The organism is Flavobacterium sp. UM26 (assembly GCF_057922445.1).
Map to the genome: position 1 here is coordinate 119,331 of NZ_JBVHCY010000001.1, position 18,552 is coordinate 137,882.

The window sequence follows — 18,552 nt, forward strand, 5'->3', positions numbered from 1 at the left end:
CTTATCTTAATTTTAGGGTTACGATAGATAAAATTGCCAACATGATAGCTACAATCCAAAAACGAGTAACAATCTTACTCTCATGATAGCCTTTCTTTTGATAATGATGATGTAAAGGTGACATCAAGAAAATTCGTCGCCCTTCACCAAATCGTTTTTTGGTATACTTAAAATAACTGACTTGTAATACCACCGAAAAGTTTTCGACTAAGAAAATCCCACACAATAACGGAATCAATAATTCTTTTCGTACAGCAATAGCCAAAACCGCAATGATTCCGCCAATGGTTAAACTTCCTGTATCACCCATGAAAACAGATGCTGGATAAGAATTATACCAAAGAAAACCAATAAGTGCTCCTACAAAAGAGAAAATAAAAACTGTCATTTCTCCAGAATGCGGGATATACATAATATTGAGATAATTTGAAAAAATAATATTCCCAGATACGAATGTAAAAATGCCGAGAGCAAAAACAGACACTGCCGATGTTCCTGCTGCTAAGCCATCAATTCCATCTGTTAAATTGGCACCATTTGAAACAGCTGTAATAATAAAAATCACAACTGGAATAAAAATTAACCAAGCCCATTTTTCGTAACCTTCACCTGTCCATGCTAATAACTCAGCATAATCAAACTCATTATTTTTGAAAAAAGGAATGGTAGTAGCCGTAGATTTTTCCTCAATTGGAGCGGGAAGAATAACGGTTTGTGTAGATGATTTAAAAACATCTATTTTGCCAGTATCCGTTCTAACCGTTACTGCTGGACTAAAATAAAGAACTGACCCCACAATTAAGCCCAAACCTACTTGACCAAATACTTTAAAAATACCTTTTAAACCTTGTTTGTCTTTTTTGAAAATCTTGATATAATCGTCTACAAAACCAATGGTTCCCATCCATAAAGTGGTGACGATTAACAAAACGATATAAATATTTTGAAGCCTTGCAAACAAAAACACTGGTACCAAAGTGGCAAAAATAATGATAAGACCACCCATCGTAGGTGTACCCGCTTTTTCATTTTGACCAGCTAGTCCAAGTTCACGAACCGTTTCTCCCACTTGTTGCCTTCTTAAGAAACCAATGATTCGTTTACCATAAATAGTAGAAAGCAACAAAGACAACATGAATGCCAATGCTGATCTAAAGGTGATATACTGAAAAACTCCCGTTCCAGGAATATCCATTGTTTTGTTTAAATATTCAAATAAGTAGTACAGCATATTTTCTGTTTTAAAAATTTAAATTCAAATTTTAATCTCAGTTAAAAAAAATTGAAGAATAAAATTTAATCTTAGTTATTTCTCTAATTGTTCTAATGTTTCTTTTACAATTTTCATATCATCAAAATCATGACGAACTCCTTTGATTTCTTGATAGGTTTCGTGTCCTTTTCCAGCAATGAGAATAATATCATTGGGTTGTGCCAATTGACAAGCGGTTTTAATAGCTTGTTTTCGATCTGTGATAACTAAAACTTTTTTGAAGTTTTGTGGCGCCACTCCAGTTTCCATTTCGGCTATAATTGTTTCTGGCTCTTCATCTCTTGGGTTATCCGAAGTGAGTATGGCTTTGTCACTTTTCTCAGAAGCAATTCCCCCCATGATAGGACGTTTGGCTTTGTCTCTATTTCCACCACAACCTACCACAGTAATCAATTGTTCATTTTGAGTGCGAACATCGCTGATGGTGTTCAAAACATTCTCTAATGCATCTGGCGTATGAGCATAATCAACAATAGCCGTTATATTTTGAGATGAAACTATAAATTGAAACCTACCAGAAACACTTTCTAATTCAGACAACAACCGAAGTACTTCAAGACTTTCTAGACCTAATTCAACTGCTGTTCCGTAAATAGCTAATAAATTATAAGCATTAAATGTACCTATTAACTTCACCCAAACTTCATTATCATTGATTTTTAGCAATAAGCCCGATAATTGATTTTCAAGAATCAAAGCTTTGTAATCTGCATACGTTTTAAGAGCATAAGTACGTTTGATTGCTTGAGTATTTTGCAACATCACAGTCCCATTTTTATCATCTGCATTAGACAACGCAAAGGCTGTTTTGGGTAAAAAATCAAAAAATGACTTTTTCACATCACGGTACTCAGCAAAAGTAGGATGGTAGTCCAAATGATCATGAGAAAGATTGGTAAACACACCTCCAACGAAATGTAATCCTTCGGTTCTTTTTTGATGAATTCCATGCGAGCTTACTTCCATAAAGCAGTATTCAACACCTGCAGTATGCATTGCCTCCAAATAATAATTGATAGTTAAAGAATCAGGAGTAGTGTGTGTAGCTTTAAACTCAGTATCATCAACTAAAATTCTAACCGTTGAAATCAATCCTACTTTGAACCCCGCTTTTTTGAACAATTGGTATAATAGAGAGGCAATAGTAGTCTTACCATTGGTTCCGGTTATTCCAACTAATTTTATTTTTTGAGATGGATTATTGTAAAAATTAGCTGCCATGTATGCTAAAGCTGCATTAGTATCTTTTACTCTAACATACGTCACATTTTGATGCAAAACTTCAGGAAAAATATCACATACAATAGCTGTTGCACCTAATCCTATTGCTTTCTCAATATAATCATGCCCGTCAGAAACAGTCCCTCTGATAGCCACAAATACATCATTTGGCTCTATTTTTCTAGAATCAAAATGCAATTGACGAACCGCTTTATCGGTAGCACCATTAAGTGCGTCAATAGCTACTTTATAGAGTATGTCTTTTAGTGTTTTCATGATAATTCTAATACTATTGTTGCATTTTTTGCTATACTTTGTCCCGCTTGAAGTGATTGCTTTTTAACTTTTCCAATTCCAATAGCTTTCACTTTTAATCCTAAATTTTCTAATAAAGCAACAGCATCCATACCAGCCATTCCTCGAACATTAGGAATTGATTTTAATTTTTTTTGCGCTCTGACATAATAAGAATTATAGTCATTCTCTTGTTTTTGAATTTTTCGATTCAAATTTTTAATCTCATTGGTTGTTGGCGAATCAGTAAATATTTTTTGTGCAATACGCTTAAAAACTGGTCCAGCAACATCGGCTCCGTAATAATTATTATTGGTTGTATTGGGTTTGTGCACCACTACAATACAAGAATATTTTGGATGATCTGCAGGAAAGTAACCTACAAAAGAAGAAGCATAATACTTCTCCGCTCCGCCAGATTTTGCATAATTAACTTGAGCCGTACCCGTTTTTCCTGCCATAGAAAAATCTTTGGAATACAACTTAGATCCGGTTCCTCTTTTAACCACATTTTCCAGAACTGCTTTAAGTTTTTTAATAGTTTCTTGTGAGCAAATTCTAGGATTCAATACCACTTTATCGTATTTTTTAATGGTTTTGTTCCATTCTTTAATTTCAGAAACAAACAAAGGTTTTACCATTTCACCATTATTAGCCACAGCATTGTAATACGCTAAGGTTTGCAAAGGAGTTACCGAAACACCATATCCAAAAGCCATCCAAGGCAATGTTACTCTTGACCATTTAGCATCCGTAGGTTGTGGAATATAAGGCTTACCTTCGCCATTAAACCCTAATCCTAATTTTTTATTCAGGCCATACGAATTAATATGATTTACAAACTGTGTTGGGTTAGATTTATAATTATTGTAAACTGCTTGAACCAATACGGTATTAGAAGAAACTTCAAATCCTCTCGCTAATGAAATTTTCCCATAGCCTCCTTTGTGTGAATCACGAACTGTTCGTCCGAAGTATTTTATCTCTCCACCTTTGCTGTCAAAAACGGCACTAGTATCTATAAGTTTATCTTCTAACAAAGCCATTAAATCTACTAACTTAAAGGTAGAGCCTGGCTCATGAGATTCTCTGACAGCATAGTTCAAACGCTCAGAATACATGCCTGTTTTTTCATTTCTACCTAAATTAGAAATCGCTTTTACATAACCTGTTTGCGTTTCCATAACCACTACACATCCATGGTCTGCTTGATATTCTTCTAATTGCTTCAACAAAGCGTGATGTGCAATATCTTGAATAAAAACATCAATAGTAGAAATCACATCATAGCCGTCTTGTGGTTCAACTTGATTAACATCACTAATTGGCTTCCATTGTCCTTTGGCAATTTTTTGTTTGAGAATACGACCATCTTTACCATTCAAATATTTACTATATGCTCCTTCTACTCCAACTGGATTGATGTGTCCATTTACATCTCTTCCTATATAACCAATTGTTCTTTCGGCAATTTTACCTATAGGATGCTCACGAACTGTTTCTTGTTCTACTATAATACCTCCTTTATAAGGCCCGAGTTTGAATAATGGAAAGCTCTTTATGGCCATATATTCGGTATAACTCAAGTCTCGAGCTACTAAAAAGTACCTGCTTTTGTTTACTCTAGCTCTTCGTAAATCTCGCTCAAAAGTATCCGAAGATTTATTCAAAAGTTTACCCAAAGAATCTGATAATTGCTTTACATTTTTCTCGAAATCATCAGTTTTAGGTGCAACCGCATCAAATCGAATTTCATAATTAGGTATTGACGTTGCCAAAAGGCTTCCATCAGCCGAATAAATATTTCCTTTATTGGCTGGAATAACAAAATTCTTAACCGTTCTTTCTTTGGCTAATTTTCTATAATAGTCCCCTTCTACCCATTGAATATTCGTTAGCTTCACAGCTATAGCCGCGGCCATGATGAAGAGAAAAAACGCCACTAGATAAATACGATATGATATGTTTTTATCTTCTACTGCCATAATTTTTCGAATATACTCGGGTCTTCTTCTTTTTTTACCTTAATTTTTACTGGAGGAACTGTTGACGGATAAATTTGTTTCGCTTCCATTTTTCTAGAAACAGTAGACTCCATCTTTAACTTCATCAATTCCGATCTTTTATCTACAAATTCAGAACGAAGTTCTTTTACCTCATTATTTAACTCATTGATTTCAAAAACCTTTTGCTCAAATCGTTGGGTATTTGCAATCATAAGAATAGCAAGCAATATCAAGAAAACGATAAAACGCCAATTCTTGATGGCGTCATCATGAATCAGATATTTTGCTTTCAATATGGCGTAAACTCCTTGTTTCATGACCATTATTTCTTTTCTGCAATACGCAATTTGGCACTTCGTGCTCTATTATTACTTTTTATTTCTTCATCAGATGGAATAACCAATTTTCCGATGGTTTTGAAAGGCACTGAATAATTACCAAAAAAATCACGTTCAGGTTCCCCTTCAAACATGCCATTTTTCACAAATCGTTTTACTAATCTGTCCTCTAGGGAGTGATAAGAGATTACGCTTAATCTACCTTCAGGATTCAAAATCTCTAAAGATTGTTCTAAAAATTCTTTTAAAACATCCATTTCTTGATTCACTTCGATACGAATGGCTTGATAGATTTGAGCCAAAACTTTATTTCGAACTTTTTCAGGTAAATATTTCGCCAAAATCAGTTTCAACTCTTCGGTTGTTTTAATAGGATGCTTTTCTCTAGCTTCAATAATAGTTCTAGACAAAGCAGGAGCATTTTTTAATTCTCCATAATCCCAAAAAACTCTTCTCAAGTTCGCATCATCATATTCATTAACCACACGATAGGCACTCAAATCATTCTTTTGGCTCATTCGCATATCCAATTCTGCATCAAAACGCGTAGAAAAACCTCTTTCTGCTACATCAAATTGATGAGAAGAAACACCTAAATCGGCTAGAATTCCATCTACTCCTTTTATACCATAGAAACGAAGAAAACGCTTGATAAATCTGAAGTTCTCATTAATTAAAGTAAATCGTTCGTCTTGCAAAGCATTCGCTAAGGCATCTTCATCTTGGTCAAAAGCAAACAATTTCCCATCAGGACCAAGCCTTCTTAATATTTCGGCCGAATGTCCTCCGCCACCAAAAGTAACATCTACATACACCCCATCAGGCTTGATATTCAAACCGTCTACCGTTTCTTTTAGCAATACAGGATTATGATACTCCATTGTCATTATTATTAAGGTTACCCATAACTTCTTCTGCTAAATCAGCAAAATCAAGATCCTCCCCACTTATCGATTTCTCATACAACTCTTTATCCCATATCTCTACTATAGTTACAGCAGATGAAAAAACCACATCTTTAGCAATACTTGCAAAGCCTACTAAATCCTTCGGAATCAACATCCTTCCCAAAGCATCAATCTCTACCACTTTAACACCAGCTGTAAAACGACGAATGAAATCATTATTTTTTTTCACAAAACGATTCAAACCATTTACTTTTTGCATCATCACATTCCATTCTGCCATCGGATACAATTCTAAACATGGCTGAAACACCGAGCGCTTCAAAACAAATCCGTCTTGAAGAGAAACAGCCAATTGCTTTTTCAAAGGAGAAGGCAACATCACCCGTCCTTTAGCATCGACTTTACACTCATATGTACCAATAATTGCGTCCACCTATTTTGCATAAGATTGTATAAAGCAAAAATATATAAAATATTACCACAATTTACCACTTTATACCACTTTGTTGATAAGTTTACCCACCTTAAGCCAAAAAGCCTTAATTTATGGACTATCAATGAATTAGCTCTGCATATTTTTTTTGTAAGAAAGTTAATAGCGATAAAAAAAACACCAAATAATTCTTATAAAAAAAGAAAAAGGTACAAAGCAAAAAAATCAAATTTTAAACATTGAAAAACACTCGTTATTAGACAAGTAAACAAATGAAAAAGAATAAAATCAGTAAAAAGAGACCCCAACAATTTATTTTAATTTAATAAACCCTATATTTGTCGAAATTGAAATTGAGTTACAAATTACATGGAAAAATACTATAAAATAGATGGCAAGTATAGCTATTATGAAGCTGGGAAAGGAACTCCAATCGTAATCCTTCACGGGCTTATGGGAGGATTAAGTAACTTTGATGCTGTAGCAAGTTATTTTTCTGAAAGAGGATATAAAATTATTATTCCCGATTTACCTATCTATACACAAAACATTTTAAAGACTAACGTTAAAAGCTTTGCAGTTTACGTCAAAAATTTTATTACTTACAAAGGTTTAGATCGTGTGATTCTTTTAGGAAACTCCTTAGGAGGACATATCGCTTTGTACCACACCAAAATGTATCCTGAAAAAGTAGCTGGACTTGTGATTACAGGCAGCTCAGGACTTTATGAAAGTGCCATGGGAGATAGTTATCCAAAAAGAGGAGACTACGAATACATCAAGAAAAAAGCACAAGATGTTTTTTATGACCCAGAAATTGCTACACCAGAATTAATAGACGAAGTATTTGCTACTGTAAATGACCGAATCAAATTAATCAAAACCTTAACAATAGCCAAAAGCGCCATACGTCACAATATGGCCAAAGATTTACCAAAAATGCATGTGCAAACTTGTATTATTTGGGGGAAAAATGATAAAGTAACCCCTCCTGAAGTTGCAGAAGAATTCCATAAACTAATGCCAAACTCAAGTTTGTATTGGATCGACAAATGCGGTCATGCAGCTATGATGGAGCATCCAGAGGAGTTTAATCGAATTTTAGAAGATTGGTTAACTCATACACATTTAGCAGCACATTAATCAAGTACGCGTAGAACAATAAAAAATGAAAATCACATCCGCTGAGTTTGTTATTAGTAATTCTGATGTTAGCAAATGTCCAAAAGATTTCTTGCCAGAATATGCTTTTATTGGCCGATCAAACGTGGGAAAATCCTCGCTGATTAACATGCTGACTAATCATAAAAAATTAGCAAAAACTTCGGCAAGACCCGGAAAAACACAGCTTATCAATCATTTTTTAATCAATAACAATTGGTTCTTAGTCGATTTACCTGGTTATGGCTATGCTAAAGTATCAAAGAAAACAAAATCTATATTTCAAGAATTCATTACAGATTATTTTGAATTAAGAGAACAATTAGTATGTGCTTTTGTACTTATTGATATTCGCCATGAAGCCCAAACTATAGATATTGAATTCATGTCGTATATGGGAGAAAGCGAAATTCCATTTTGTATTATTTTTACCAAAGCAGACAAAATAAGTCGCGTAAAGATTGATTCTCATATTGCTGCCTACAAGAAAAAAATGCTAGCAAACAACTGGGCCGAAATGCCCCAGTACTTTGTCACTTCTTCCACAGAATCAACTGGCAAAGAAGAATTATTACAATATATTGACGAAGTCAATCAAGAAGTCTTCAAAAACAATAATATGTTTTAAACTATAAAATAAGAATCCCAAATCTCAATTAATAAAAAATGAGATTTGGGATTTTATCTTTTAAAAGTTTACTTTTTCAATTCTAACTTTTCGGCAAAATATTCACAAAAGTCCATCATGGTATCTGCCATTTTTTCGTCATTGGTAGCTCTCTTGAAGGTTTCTGACATTGCTACCAAAGTTTGATGAAAGAAAATCTTCATTTCATCGACTGGCATGTCCTTGGTCCACAAATCAATTCGCATACTTTCTTTGTGTTTACTATCCCAGATAGAGAGCATGATTGCTTTTGCCTCTTCGCCCGTTACTCCACCATCTTCAGCAGTCCAAAGAAGCTTCTCTGGCACTCTATTCTCATCTAATTCAACTTGAAACTTAATTTCTGAGGTATGTGTACTTGCCATTATTTTTTAGGTTTATATTTTGATTGTTCAAAAATTTCTTTTGATTTCTTGGTCAACAATTCATTAACAGAGACATCATTATTTTTCATATAAGATCGTACAATTTGCCATCCTATCCATGCTCCAACTTGACCAGGTGATTCATTATCTATTTCTAAATAAAATTTAGAAAAAGGAGCAGGGCTCAAAAAACGAGGAACTAACTTAGCATCAACGCTGTACAGCATTTCTTTATCAATAAAATAGCGCCAAATATAACCTTCGTTTTCAGAACACCAAGTTATTTGTTCAGGCGTATATCCCATTCTAACTGCATCTGAATATTCAGGAAGCAACAACTCTTTTATGTACAACTCTTTACCCAAGTAAATCATCTGTGATAAAAAAGTCTTATCTGCATCAGGTATCACTTTACTTTGGATAAAACTAGAAGCAATATCAGGAACAATCTGTGACGATTCGAAATTTTGTTTGATGTACTCAGGAAACTGGTAAAACTTGTGATTTTTTCCCAAATATAACTCCAGAGAAACTATAACCAGACTATCTGCATAAATGGTCTTTGTATTATAATCCATTTCAGAAATCAAAGTAATCACTTTCGGAGTCTTAGTCTTTGGAAAATAAAACTTAATGTGTTTAAATAAGGTTTCTATTTCCTGATGCACCGGTTCAAAATCAGCATATTTTTTTTGCACTTCGCTATACAATTCTCTCCACTGAGGATGTTGCATTTTCTCAATCCAAACAGCATCATCTGTACCCAAAGGAAAGAAATAAGGATATTTTTGCTTCAATTGATTCAAATCTTCAGGTTTTGTCTCAAAAAAAGCTTTGTCAAATCGATCTATTTTTATTTCAACTGGAATTTCTTCCACAGCTTTTTCAACTTTATTTTTTTTATCACAAGAAAGAAAAAAGAAACAAGTAAGTAATGGGACTAGATAGATTTTCATGTATATAAAATTATTTTATGCTTTATTTGGAAGGCCTTTAAATCATACAGTTTATGTATGGGAATCATGGCTCTTTCATATTTATTATTTAATTTAGCTTTTCAATGTTTTTGAAACAAAAATCTATTTTGAAAACATTTTGCAAATATACATCCCTGCTTTTTAAAACGTAAACTATTATGATTAAAAAAACGTCTTTGTCTCCAGAAAAAGTAAACACCCAAATAGTAAAATGGCTTACTGATTATGCCAAAAGTGCCAAGTCGAATGGATTCGTTATTGGAATTTCTGGCGGTATTGATTCAGCCGTAACTTCTACACTATGTGCGCAAACAGGCTTAGAGGTGCTTTGTATAACAATGCCAATACATCAAGCTCCTTCTCATGTTAGCCGTGCGGAAGAACATATCAAACAATTAAAAGAACGATTCCCAAATGTAAAAAGTGCCACTTCAGATTTGACTTCAGTTTTTGAGGCGTTCAAAAAAGTAGTTCCTGAGCATGCAGATAGTGCTAAAATGAACTTATCATTAGCCAATACGAGAGCCCGATTACGAATGAGTACATTATATTACTATGCCGGAATTCATGGACTATTAGTTGCGGGTACTGGAAACAAAGTTGAAGATTTTGGAGTTGGTTTTTATACTAAATACGGAGACGGTGGTGTCGATTTGAGTCCAATTGCCGACTTATTGAAATCCGATGTATATGCTCTTGGTCATTTTTTGAAAGTCCCCAACTCCATCTTAGTTGCAGCTCCAACTGATGGATTATTCGGTGACGATAGGTCAGACGAAGATCAATTGGGCGCTAGCTATGACGAATTGGAATGGGCCATGCTTCAAGACGAATTAGGGAAAACGATTTCGGAATTTGAAGGAAGAGAAAAAGAGGTTTTTGCCACTTACAAACGCCTAAATACTGCTAACCAACACAAAATGAACCCAATACCAGTATGCATTATTGATAAAAAGTAAAAAAAAAATTAACACAACTGGTATTTATTGTATATTTTTTACTACATTTATGCTATCATTTTGATAGACAACTCTTAAAAAATAAATACCATGATTAAAGTTTGTTTAGCAGATAACTATCCTGTAACCCATTTTGGAGTTAAATCGTACTTTAAAGACCACGATGAAATCTCTATTGTAGCCAATGTTGGTAATTTTTCGATGGTTCGAGACATCCTCCAAAACAAGGAAATCGATGTATTGGTAATCGACTTAGAACTAGAAGGATTGGCGAGTATTTTTGAAATTAAGGCGATGTTGAAAAACTTCCCTAAAACGAAGATTATTATTTTTAGTAGTCTTTCGGAACAAATTTATGCTCCCAATGCAATTAAAGCAGGAGTTTCTGGCTATGTTCACAAATCCGAGAAACTTGAAACATTAGGTCAATCTATTGTAAAGGTGCATCAAGGCAAAATTATTGTGAACGAAAATGTTCGTAAAAACATGGCTCTTATTGCCAAACAAAGTAAAAGCGAACGTTTGTATCGTAAATTATCTAACCGAGAAATTGAAGTATTACGCTATTTGAGCGATGGTAAGAAAAACCACGAAATAGCCGACATACTTACTCTAAACGAAAAAACAATTAGTACTTACAAATTGCGATTATTGACCAAATTAAATGTAACCAACTTGGTTGATTTAGTTAATAAAGCTAAAACATTAGAAATTGTATAGTTTCTAAACCTCTTAACTGAGAGACACAAGATAAAAAAGGAAGCCAATGGCTTCCTTTTTTTATATATATGTAGAACGAATTCTCCCTATAGCTCCTGTCAAATTAACCTTGAGTTTGTTGTAATCGTTAATCATTACCTTCAACTCTTCAATATCTGCCTCGGGATTTGAAGAGAATTCATTCATCAAATCCAGAATTAGTTTATTGATTAAATATTCACGAATGGATATGATAGTTTCCGAAGTGTGCTGACTTACTGTTTCTGTTTTTCGCTTCACAAAAATGTTTTGCCCTTCCCAATTATGAAGCACAATTTGTTCTTCTTCCATTAAAATATCGGTAACTTCTTGTGCAAAATCAGGATTTAAATTTTTTAGATAATTATCGATTCCATCCGTTTCATTTTGAAGATAATACGAAATCAGATCATTAAAAATCGCCCTAAAAAGCGGATGAGCAAGCTCAACCTCATCTTCTTGTAAGCTCAAATAAATTCTCTGAAAAACTTTGTACTCCTTTTTTTCAACCACGTGAACGATATCACCATCGGGATTCGCTTTTAAAAGTACATCTTCAAAAATTTCGGTTTTATTCCCGTAGAGTAATAAGATTTCTATGATCTTCCTTTCTAAACGATACAGTACATCTACTTTCTCTGCTTGAACTAGATTCTCATTTTTAACAACTTCAAAAGCTTTTTGCTCTTGTTTTTGTTTTTTACCAGTCTCTGCAATGTCTTTTTGGACTAACTGAGCCAAGGTACTCACCAAAACTTGCTCTGAGATGTCCATAATTCTGGAGCATTCTTGCAAATAAATCTCTCGTTGAATACGGTCTGGAATTTTGGAAATACTCGTGACCATATCTCGAATCAAATCGGCTTTTTTGATGGGATCATTCTTAGCCTCATTCATTAAAAGAGAAGCTTTGAACTGAATAAAGTCTTTCGCATTATTCTCCAAATAAGCTACCAAATCATCATAGGAGGTTTTTTTGGCAAAACTGTCTGGATCATCGCCATCAGGAAAAGTACACACTTTTACGTTCATCCCTTCTTCCAAAATCAAATCAATTCCTCGAATAGAAGCTCGAAGTCCCGCTGCATCACCATCAAAAAGTACGGTAATGTTTTTGGTCAACCTATTGATTAATCGAATTTGGTCGGGTGTTAAAGCCGTACCTGAAGAAGCCACCACATTTTCGATTCCGGCTTGATGAAATTGAATTACATCGGTATACCCTTCAACTAGATAACAATTATTTTGTTTGGCAATGGCTTGTTTGGCTTGAAAAATTCCGTACAAGACTTTGCTCTTATGATAAATTTCGCTCTCGGGAGAGTTTAAATATTTTGCCGCTTTTTTATCATTTGTTAGGATACGTCCACCAAAACCTAAGGTTCTACCCGACATACTTTGGATAGGGAACATCACCCTTCCTTTGAATCGATCAAAAGGACGGTCGTCTTTTGGAATGGTTAAACCTGTGCTTTCTAAATACTGCAACTGGTATCCTTTACCCAAAGCTTCTTTGGTAAAAGCGTCCCAAGTTTCGGGGGAATAGCCCAAACCGAATTTTTTTATGGTTTCGTTGGTGAAGCCTCTTTCCTTGAAATACGAATAACCAATCGCCTTGCCTTCTTCGCTATTTAATAGTGTGGAATGAAAATAATTCTTAGCGAATTCAGACACCAAAAACATACTTTCACGAACATCAGTATTGGCTTTTTCGGCATCGGTTTGTTCTGTTTCTTCTATTTCGATATTGTATTTTTTGGCTAAATATCGAATGGCTTCGGGATAGGTAAAATGCTCGTGCTCCATTAAAAAAGCCACAACATTCCCCCCTTTTCCAGAACTAAAATCTTTCCAAATTTGTTTTACTGGCGACACCATAAAGGAAGGTGAACGTTCGTCTGAGAAGGGACTCAACCCTTTAAAATTACTTCCTGCTCGTTTTAATTGTACAAAATCGCCAATAACCTCCTCTACACGAGCGGTTTCGAAAACGGTATCTATGGTTGCTTTTGAAATCAATTTATAAGGGAATAAAGTTGGCAAAGGTCAAAGATACAAAGTTAATTTTGGATTATTAAACTTAGTCTTGCTTTGAATTGGCTCCAGCTTTAGCTCGAGTTATGGGAATTGATTGCATTGCCTTTAGTCAAAAAAAAGCAGCTAATTTTGGATAAAGTCTTTAAAACTATCCAATTTCACCTCTCCAACTATAGTTTGAGGCAAATAACATCCAAAAAAATACCTGAATAGTTACAAAACATTATTTATCATTCACACGTTACTACAAAATTACTTCCAAGGAAAAAACCTTGCTAATCCTTTAGCCCCGACAGAAGGGAAAAACCTCGTGAGCTGGGGTTCAGCTCACGAGGTTTAGGAATGATGGCGGGAACGATGTTGCCTGAAAAAGCCAGATGATTCGCTCCTAATTTTAATTGAAATCGAAACGGATTCCCATTGAAATATTGTTTTGATCTACTGCATTGCTTGTAAACAATGGATTCAAATCATATTTTACATAGAAACTAGTTTCTTTGTACCCGATGTATGAGCTTAGACCATAAATGAAATTACTGGTATTGAAATCGGATTTGTTTTTTACGTAATATTTCTCGCCGTTTTCACGGAATTCTAATTTTTGTTTGGATTTTAAATTGATTCCTGCATAGCCTCCTACTCCAAATCGTAGGGATTTGTGTGTTCTAAATTGACGCTTGTCGTCGTTCATTGTACTGCCAGAAAAATCAAATTCTAAATGCATAGGAACTACCAAATAGACGTTTCTAAAACGGGATTCTTTCAAGTCTTTGGAATACACTTCCAAGTTAGTTTGGTCTCCGTTAACCACAAAAGTACGGTTATTGGTTGGACGTAAATTATTATACATAACAGACATACCGTATTTGAAATGCAATAAGTTATTCTCTTTTAGGATTCTGGTGTTGTAGGTAGTTCCCCACTCATAAAAATGTGAACCCATGAATTTAAAATCTTTGTCTTGTAATTTGCCATCAACCATAAGGTTGTTCAAACCGGTAGCAAAAACGAATTGACTTGTGGTTCTTTTTTCACCGAATTTCTTTTCTTTCTTTTTCATTCTATTATCAAAATCATCTTTCCAACTAATGACTATCGTACGAGAAGAATCGCTTTCTTTGATTTTTCCGTCTACTTTTAGCTGTACCAATTCGTTCAATTGTTCTTGTTCTTTGGCTACTCGGGCTTCTATATTGATAGCTCTGGCTTCTGCGAGTACTTTCTTTTTCTCGTCGGCTTGTTCTTTGGTGATTTTACCGGCTTGGAGCTGAAGATTTACGGCCTCAATTTCCTCTTTTAGTGCTGCTTTTTCCTCTTTGGTAATTTTTTCAATTCGCGTGGCGATTTCTTTAGCGCGTTTCTCGAAGGATTCTTGCCCAATCATTTTACTGGCTAAAAGACAAAATAGGGCGGCTAGATAAATGGTAAAATTTCTCATGATTACTAGTTTTTAAAAAATTTGATTGATGATTGATTGTTTTTATTCTTGATTGTTTCTGTTGGCCAAAGCCACTTTTACGGTTTGATAATTTTTATTCACTTTGGCAATTACTTTTTCTCTAAAAGAGAGTTCTAATTCTCCGTCTACTTGCGATAATAAAGCAGAAGGATCGACTTGAATTTTTTGCTTTTTTTGGATTACTGTGGGTACTACTTGAACACTTTCATCTATTGCGACAATTGCTTGATGCGTTGTATTATTCTCGGTGATAGTAGTAATTTGATTGTTGATGGTTGTGATTGGATTGTTGATTGAAAGCTCCTGTTGATTTGTTTTTGTAGTTTTTATTGGATTATTGGTAACCTTAGAGACATTCGTTTCTACAGCGGATTTAGGCTGAACACTTATTTCGTTTACTGTTTTAATAGAAGGTTGTGTCGTAACCGAATCTTTATCCTCAGCAGAAGTCACCACGGTTTCTTGAGATGGCACTATCGTACTATTTTCTTTAGATTGATTAAAAAAAAGCGTTCCTACCAATAAAAATCCCATAAAACTTGCTGCCACATACCACCAATTGATTTTTTTCTTTGGTTTTTCTTGGATAGACAACATCGCGTCTAATCGGTCCCAAGCTTGAGCTGAGGGAGCAATTTCTCGATTGGAAAGCTTCTCTTTGGCTTGTTGTTCAAAATTATTTCGTTCCATTTTGCTTATTTTTTAAGCAGTTGATCTGCTGTTGTAACATTTTTCTAGCGTGCGACAATTGTGATTTTGAAGTACCTTCTGAAATACCAAGCAATTGAGCAATTTCCTGATGTTTGTATCCTTCTATCGCATATAAATTAAACACCATTTTATAGCCTTCTGGAAGTGTATCAATTAAGGTTTGAATTTCTTCTACGGAGAATTGATGTCCTATGGCATCAAAACTTTCTTCTACAAAAAACTCGTCTTCGGTGTATTTCATTTTTTTATTAACTCTCAAAAAAGAAATACATTCATTGACCATAATTCTGCGGATCCAACCTTCAAAACTTCCTTTGTGTTCAAAATTTCCTAGATTCACAAAAACCTTCATAAATGCAGTAATCATTACATCTTCGGCTTGATGAATGTCTTTGATATACTGTCTGCAAACCCCTAACATTTTTGAAGAAAATTTTGAATACAGCTGTTGTTGTGCCTGCCTATTGTTTTCAATGGCAAGTTGAATCAATTTTTGTTCTTCTTGATGTAATGGAATTACTTTCATATACTAAAAACGTATGAGTCAGCAGTTATTGTTTTTGTAAAACCGACTTCTATTAGCATAGACGAGACAAGCTGCAAAAAGGTTGCATGCAGTTGTTTTATTTTATTAAAAAAAATAGAAACACCAACAATGACGGCACTTTACAAACAAAAAAAAATTATTTTTTTCTTTCGATTACATAATTAACCATTAAGGTCAAGGCCGATTTATAATCTGAAGTGGGGAAATTTTCAAGAATAGCTAATGCTTCTTGTTGAAAGTCAATCATTTTTTGTTCGGCATAAGAAAGTCCACCATTATTAACTACAAAAGCAATGACTTCTTTTACTCGCTTTTTGTCTTTGTTATGGTTTTTGATGGAATTAATTAACCAACTTTTTTCTTTTGAAGTGCAGGTATTAAGAACATGAATTAAAGGCAAAGTCATTTTTTGCTCTTTGATATCAATTCCTGTAGGTTTTCCGATAGCTTCTTCGGTATAATCGAACAAATCATCTTTAATTTGAAAAGCCATACCTATAAGCTCTCCAAACTTGCGCATTTGTTCTACGACAACTTCATCATCACTTACAGATCTGGCACCCAATGCACAGCACGCTGCAATGAGTGTGGCAGTTTTTTTTCGGATAATTTCGTAGTACACCTCTTCTGTAATATCGAGTCTTCTGGCTTTTTCTATTTGCAATAATTCTCCTTCGCTCATTTCACGAACTGCAACTGATATGATTCTTAACAAATCAAAATCACCGTGATCGATGGATAACAACAAACCTTTAGATAACAAATAATCACCAACTAAAACCGCAATTTTGTTTTTCCATAAGGCATTGATGGAGAAAAAACCTCTTCGACGATTACTATCGTCTACAACATCATCGTGAACTAATGTAGCAGTATGAATCAGTTCAATTACACAAGCACCACGATAAGTACGCTCTTCTACAGTTCCTCCAGAAATCATCTTTGCAGTAAGAAAAACAAACATCGGGCGCATTTGTTTTCCTTTTCTGTTTACTATATAATAAGTAATTCGATTGAGTAAGGCTACTTTTGAAGACATTGATTCATAGAACTTTTTCTCGAAAAGTTCCATTTCATCAAAGATGGGCTGCTTTATTTGTGAGGTGATATTCATTTAGGATTCAAATATAGCACATAAAATAAAAAAAGACATAAATAGTACTAGTTTAAATTTATATGATTAATTTTCAATTGTTAGGCTTCTTTATTTGCCAATTGACCACAGGCAGCATCGATATCTTTTCCTCTACTCCTTCTCACTTTGACTACGACGCCAATAGCTTGTAGACTTTTTATATAGGCTTCTATCGCCTCTTCAGATGCTTGCTGAAACTCGCCATCGTCAATTGGATTGTATTCTATAAGATTGACTTTACAAGGTACATATTTACAAAATTTCACCAGGGCATCAATTGACACTTTATCATCATTGATTCCTTTCCAAACAACATATTCATAAGACACCTTACTTTTTGTTTTTCTGTACCAATATTCTAAAGCCTCTCTCAAATCTTTTAGAGGGAAATTGGCACTAAAAGGCATAATTTTAGCACGAACTGAATCAATTGCAGAATGAAGCGAAACGGCCAATTTAAATTTTACCTCATCATCGGCTAACTTTTTAATCATTTTTGGAATTCCAGAAGTAGAGACCATAATTCTTTTGGGAGACATGCCTAAACCTTCTGGAGAAGTGATCATTTCAATTGCTTTTAAAACATTATTGTAATTCATCAATGGTTCCCCCATTCCCATAAAAACAATATTTGACAAAGGGTGATTGTAATACAACCTACTCTCTTTATCAATAGCAATTACTTGATCATAAATTTCTGCGGGTTCCAAATTCCTCATGCGTTTCAATCTCGCCGTTGCACAAAAATTACAATCCAAACTACAGCCCACTTGACTTGACACACAAGCAGTAGTTCTGGTTTCGGTAGGAATTAAGACCGATTCGACCACCAATCCATCATGCAAACGAACGGCATTTTTGACTGTCCCGTCTTCACTGCGTTGCATGGTATCGACTTTAATATGATTGATTACAAAATTAGATTCTAAAATAGCTCTTGTAGATTTTGACACATTGGTCATATCCTCGAAACTATGGGCGCCTTTCGTCCACAACCACTCATATACTTGATTGCCACGAAAAGCTTTGTCACCATTATTTACAAAAAAGGTGCGCAATTCCTCTTTAGTTAATGCTCTAATATCTTTTTTTACGATTTCCATGCTGCAAATTTATTCAAAATTTAATGTTTTGAATTCAATTTCATTTATTAATAGTAACTCGTTGGTGAAATTCAAAACAAATTGAAAGACTTAACCTGACTTAGGCATTGAAGTGAAGTAAATAATTATTTCCTTAATAGTTCAATAGTATTCTTTCTAGCAAATTCTCAGAATAAAGAAAGATTAAAAAAACTCATTTCCTAATACCTTTTTTGAATAA

The 18,552-nt window shown here is 34.4% G+C and carries 18 protein-coding genes; 4 read left to right on the forward strand and 14 right to left on the reverse strand.

The window, feature by feature from the left end; genetic code table 11:
- Position 1: 1 nt before the first annotated feature.
- The 6 genes from mraY to ACZ1AQ_RS00535 all read right to left on the reverse strand — a co-directional run bounded on the left by mraY (position 2) and on the right by ACZ1AQ_RS00535 (position 6,473).
- Entirely contained in the window at positions 2-1,231 is a 1,230-nt protein-coding gene (gene mraY / locus ACZ1AQ_RS00510; RefSeq protein ID WP_489631012.1) for a phospho-N-acetylmuramoyl-pentapeptide-transferase, read from the reverse strand.
- A 75-nt stretch (positions 1,232-1,306) separates the two neighbouring features.
- A complete protein-coding gene (locus tag ACZ1AQ_RS00515; protein WP_489631013.1) occupies positions 1,307-2,770 on the reverse strand; it encodes a UDP-N-acetylmuramoyl-L-alanyl-D-glutamate--2,6-diaminopimelate ligase in 1,464 nt (487 codons plus the stop codon).
- Complete coding sequence (locus tag ACZ1AQ_RS00520; RefSeq protein WP_489631014.1) at positions 2,767-4,773, reverse strand: penicillin-binding protein; 2,007 nt, start codon at positions 4,771-4,773, stop codon at positions 2,767-2,769. Before ACZ1AQ_RS00520 ends, ACZ1AQ_RS00515 begins: the two co-directional genes overlap by 4 nt.
- On the reverse strand, positions 4,764-5,111 hold the full coding sequence (locus tag ACZ1AQ_RS00525) for an FtsL-like putative cell division protein (RefSeq protein WP_489631015.1): 348 nt from the start codon (positions 5,109-5,111) through the stop codon (positions 4,764-4,766). Before ACZ1AQ_RS00525 ends, ACZ1AQ_RS00520 begins: the two co-directional genes overlap by 10 nt.
- Before the next feature lie 5 nt (positions 5,112-5,116).
- Positions 5,117-6,013, reverse strand: coding sequence for a 16S rRNA (cytosine(1402)-N(4))-methyltransferase RsmH (rsmH, locus tag ACZ1AQ_RS00530; RefSeq protein WP_489631016.1), 897 nt, complete (start codon positions 6,011-6,013; stop codon positions 5,117-5,119).
- Entirely contained in the window at positions 6,000-6,473 is a 474-nt protein-coding gene (locus ACZ1AQ_RS00535; RefSeq protein WP_489631017.1) for a division/cell wall cluster transcriptional repressor MraZ, read from the reverse strand. Before ACZ1AQ_RS00535 ends, rsmH begins: the two co-directional genes overlap by 14 nt.
- Before the next feature lie 369 nt (positions 6,474-6,842).
- On the opposite strand from ACZ1AQ_RS00535, the gene ACZ1AQ_RS00540 reads away from it, so the two are divergent.
- Both ACZ1AQ_RS00540 and yihA read left to right on the forward strand, forming a co-directional pair.
- On the forward strand, positions 6,843-7,616 hold the full coding sequence (locus ACZ1AQ_RS00540) for an alpha/beta fold hydrolase (protein ID WP_489631018.1): 774 nt from the start codon (positions 6,843-6,845) through the stop codon (positions 7,614-7,616).
- 25 nt (positions 7,617-7,641) lie between these two features.
- Positions 7,642-8,262 (forward strand): ribosome biogenesis GTP-binding protein YihA/YsxC, encoded by a 621-nt coding sequence (yihA, locus tag ACZ1AQ_RS00545; protein WP_489631019.1) that lies wholly within the window; start codon positions 7,642-7,644, stop codon positions 8,260-8,262.
- 68 nt (positions 8,263-8,330) lie between these two features.
- Here yihA and gldC read toward each other — a convergent pair whose 3' ends face one another.
- Both gldC and gldB read right to left on the reverse strand, forming a co-directional pair.
- Positions 8,331-8,666, reverse strand: coding sequence for a gliding motility protein GldC (gene gldC / locus ACZ1AQ_RS00550; RefSeq protein WP_489631020.1), 336 nt, complete (start codon positions 8,664-8,666; stop codon positions 8,331-8,333).
- Complete coding sequence (gldB, locus tag ACZ1AQ_RS00555) at positions 8,666-9,622, reverse strand: gliding motility lipoprotein GldB (protein WP_489631021.1); 957 nt, start codon at positions 9,620-9,622, stop codon at positions 8,666-8,668. Before gldB ends, gldC begins: the two co-directional genes overlap by 1 nt.
- 179 nt (positions 9,623-9,801) lie before the next feature.
- Here gldB and nadE point away from each other — a divergent pair, with 179 nt between their 5' ends.
- Positions 9,802-10,602: an NAD(+) synthase gene (nadE, locus tag ACZ1AQ_RS00560; protein WP_489631022.1), complete on the forward strand. Its 801-nt coding sequence runs from the start codon at positions 9,802-9,804 to the stop codon at positions 10,600-10,602.
- A 90-nt stretch (positions 10,603-10,692) separates the two neighbouring features.
- Entirely contained in the window at positions 10,693-11,322 is a 630-nt protein-coding gene (locus ACZ1AQ_RS00565) for a LuxR C-terminal-related transcriptional regulator (protein WP_489631023.1), read from the forward strand.
- Positions 11,323-11,382: 60 nt separating this feature from the next.
- Here the strand turns inward: ACZ1AQ_RS00565 and dnaG are convergent, their stop codons facing one another.
- The 6 genes from dnaG to rlmN form a co-directional block, all read right to left on the reverse strand.
- A complete protein-coding gene (gene dnaG, locus ACZ1AQ_RS00570; RefSeq protein ID WP_489631351.1) occupies positions 11,383-13,359 on the reverse strand; it encodes a DNA primase in 1,977 nt (658 codons plus the stop codon).
- 412 nt (positions 13,360-13,771) lie between these two features.
- Positions 13,772-14,815 carry a hypothetical protein gene (locus tag ACZ1AQ_RS00575; RefSeq protein WP_489631024.1) on the reverse strand — a complete coding sequence of 348 codons (1,044 nt, stop codon included), beginning with the start codon at positions 14,813-14,815 and terminating at the stop codon, positions 13,772-13,774.
- A 42-nt stretch (positions 14,816-14,857) separates the two neighbouring features.
- A complete protein-coding gene (locus tag ACZ1AQ_RS00580; RefSeq protein WP_489631025.1) occupies positions 14,858-15,526 on the reverse strand; it encodes a hypothetical protein in 669 nt (222 codons plus the stop codon).
- On the reverse strand, positions 15,513-16,073 hold the full coding sequence (locus ACZ1AQ_RS00585) for an RNA polymerase sigma factor (protein WP_489631026.1): 561 nt from the start codon (positions 16,071-16,073) through the stop codon (positions 15,513-15,515). The genes ACZ1AQ_RS00580 and ACZ1AQ_RS00585 overlap by 14 nt, the downstream gene beginning before the upstream one ends.
- 157 nt (positions 16,074-16,230) lie before the next feature.
- Positions 16,231-17,208, reverse strand: coding sequence for a polyprenyl synthetase family protein (locus tag ACZ1AQ_RS00590; RefSeq protein ID WP_438060674.1), 978 nt, complete (start codon positions 17,206-17,208; stop codon positions 16,231-16,233).
- A gap of 80 nt (positions 17,209-17,288) precedes the next feature.
- Positions 17,289-18,332, reverse strand: a complete 1,044-nt coding sequence (gene rlmN, locus ACZ1AQ_RS00595; RefSeq protein ID WP_489631027.1) for a dual-specificity RNA methyltransferase RlmN — start codon at positions 18,330-18,332, stop codon at positions 17,289-17,291.
- Positions 18,333-18,552 lie beyond the last annotated feature (220 nt).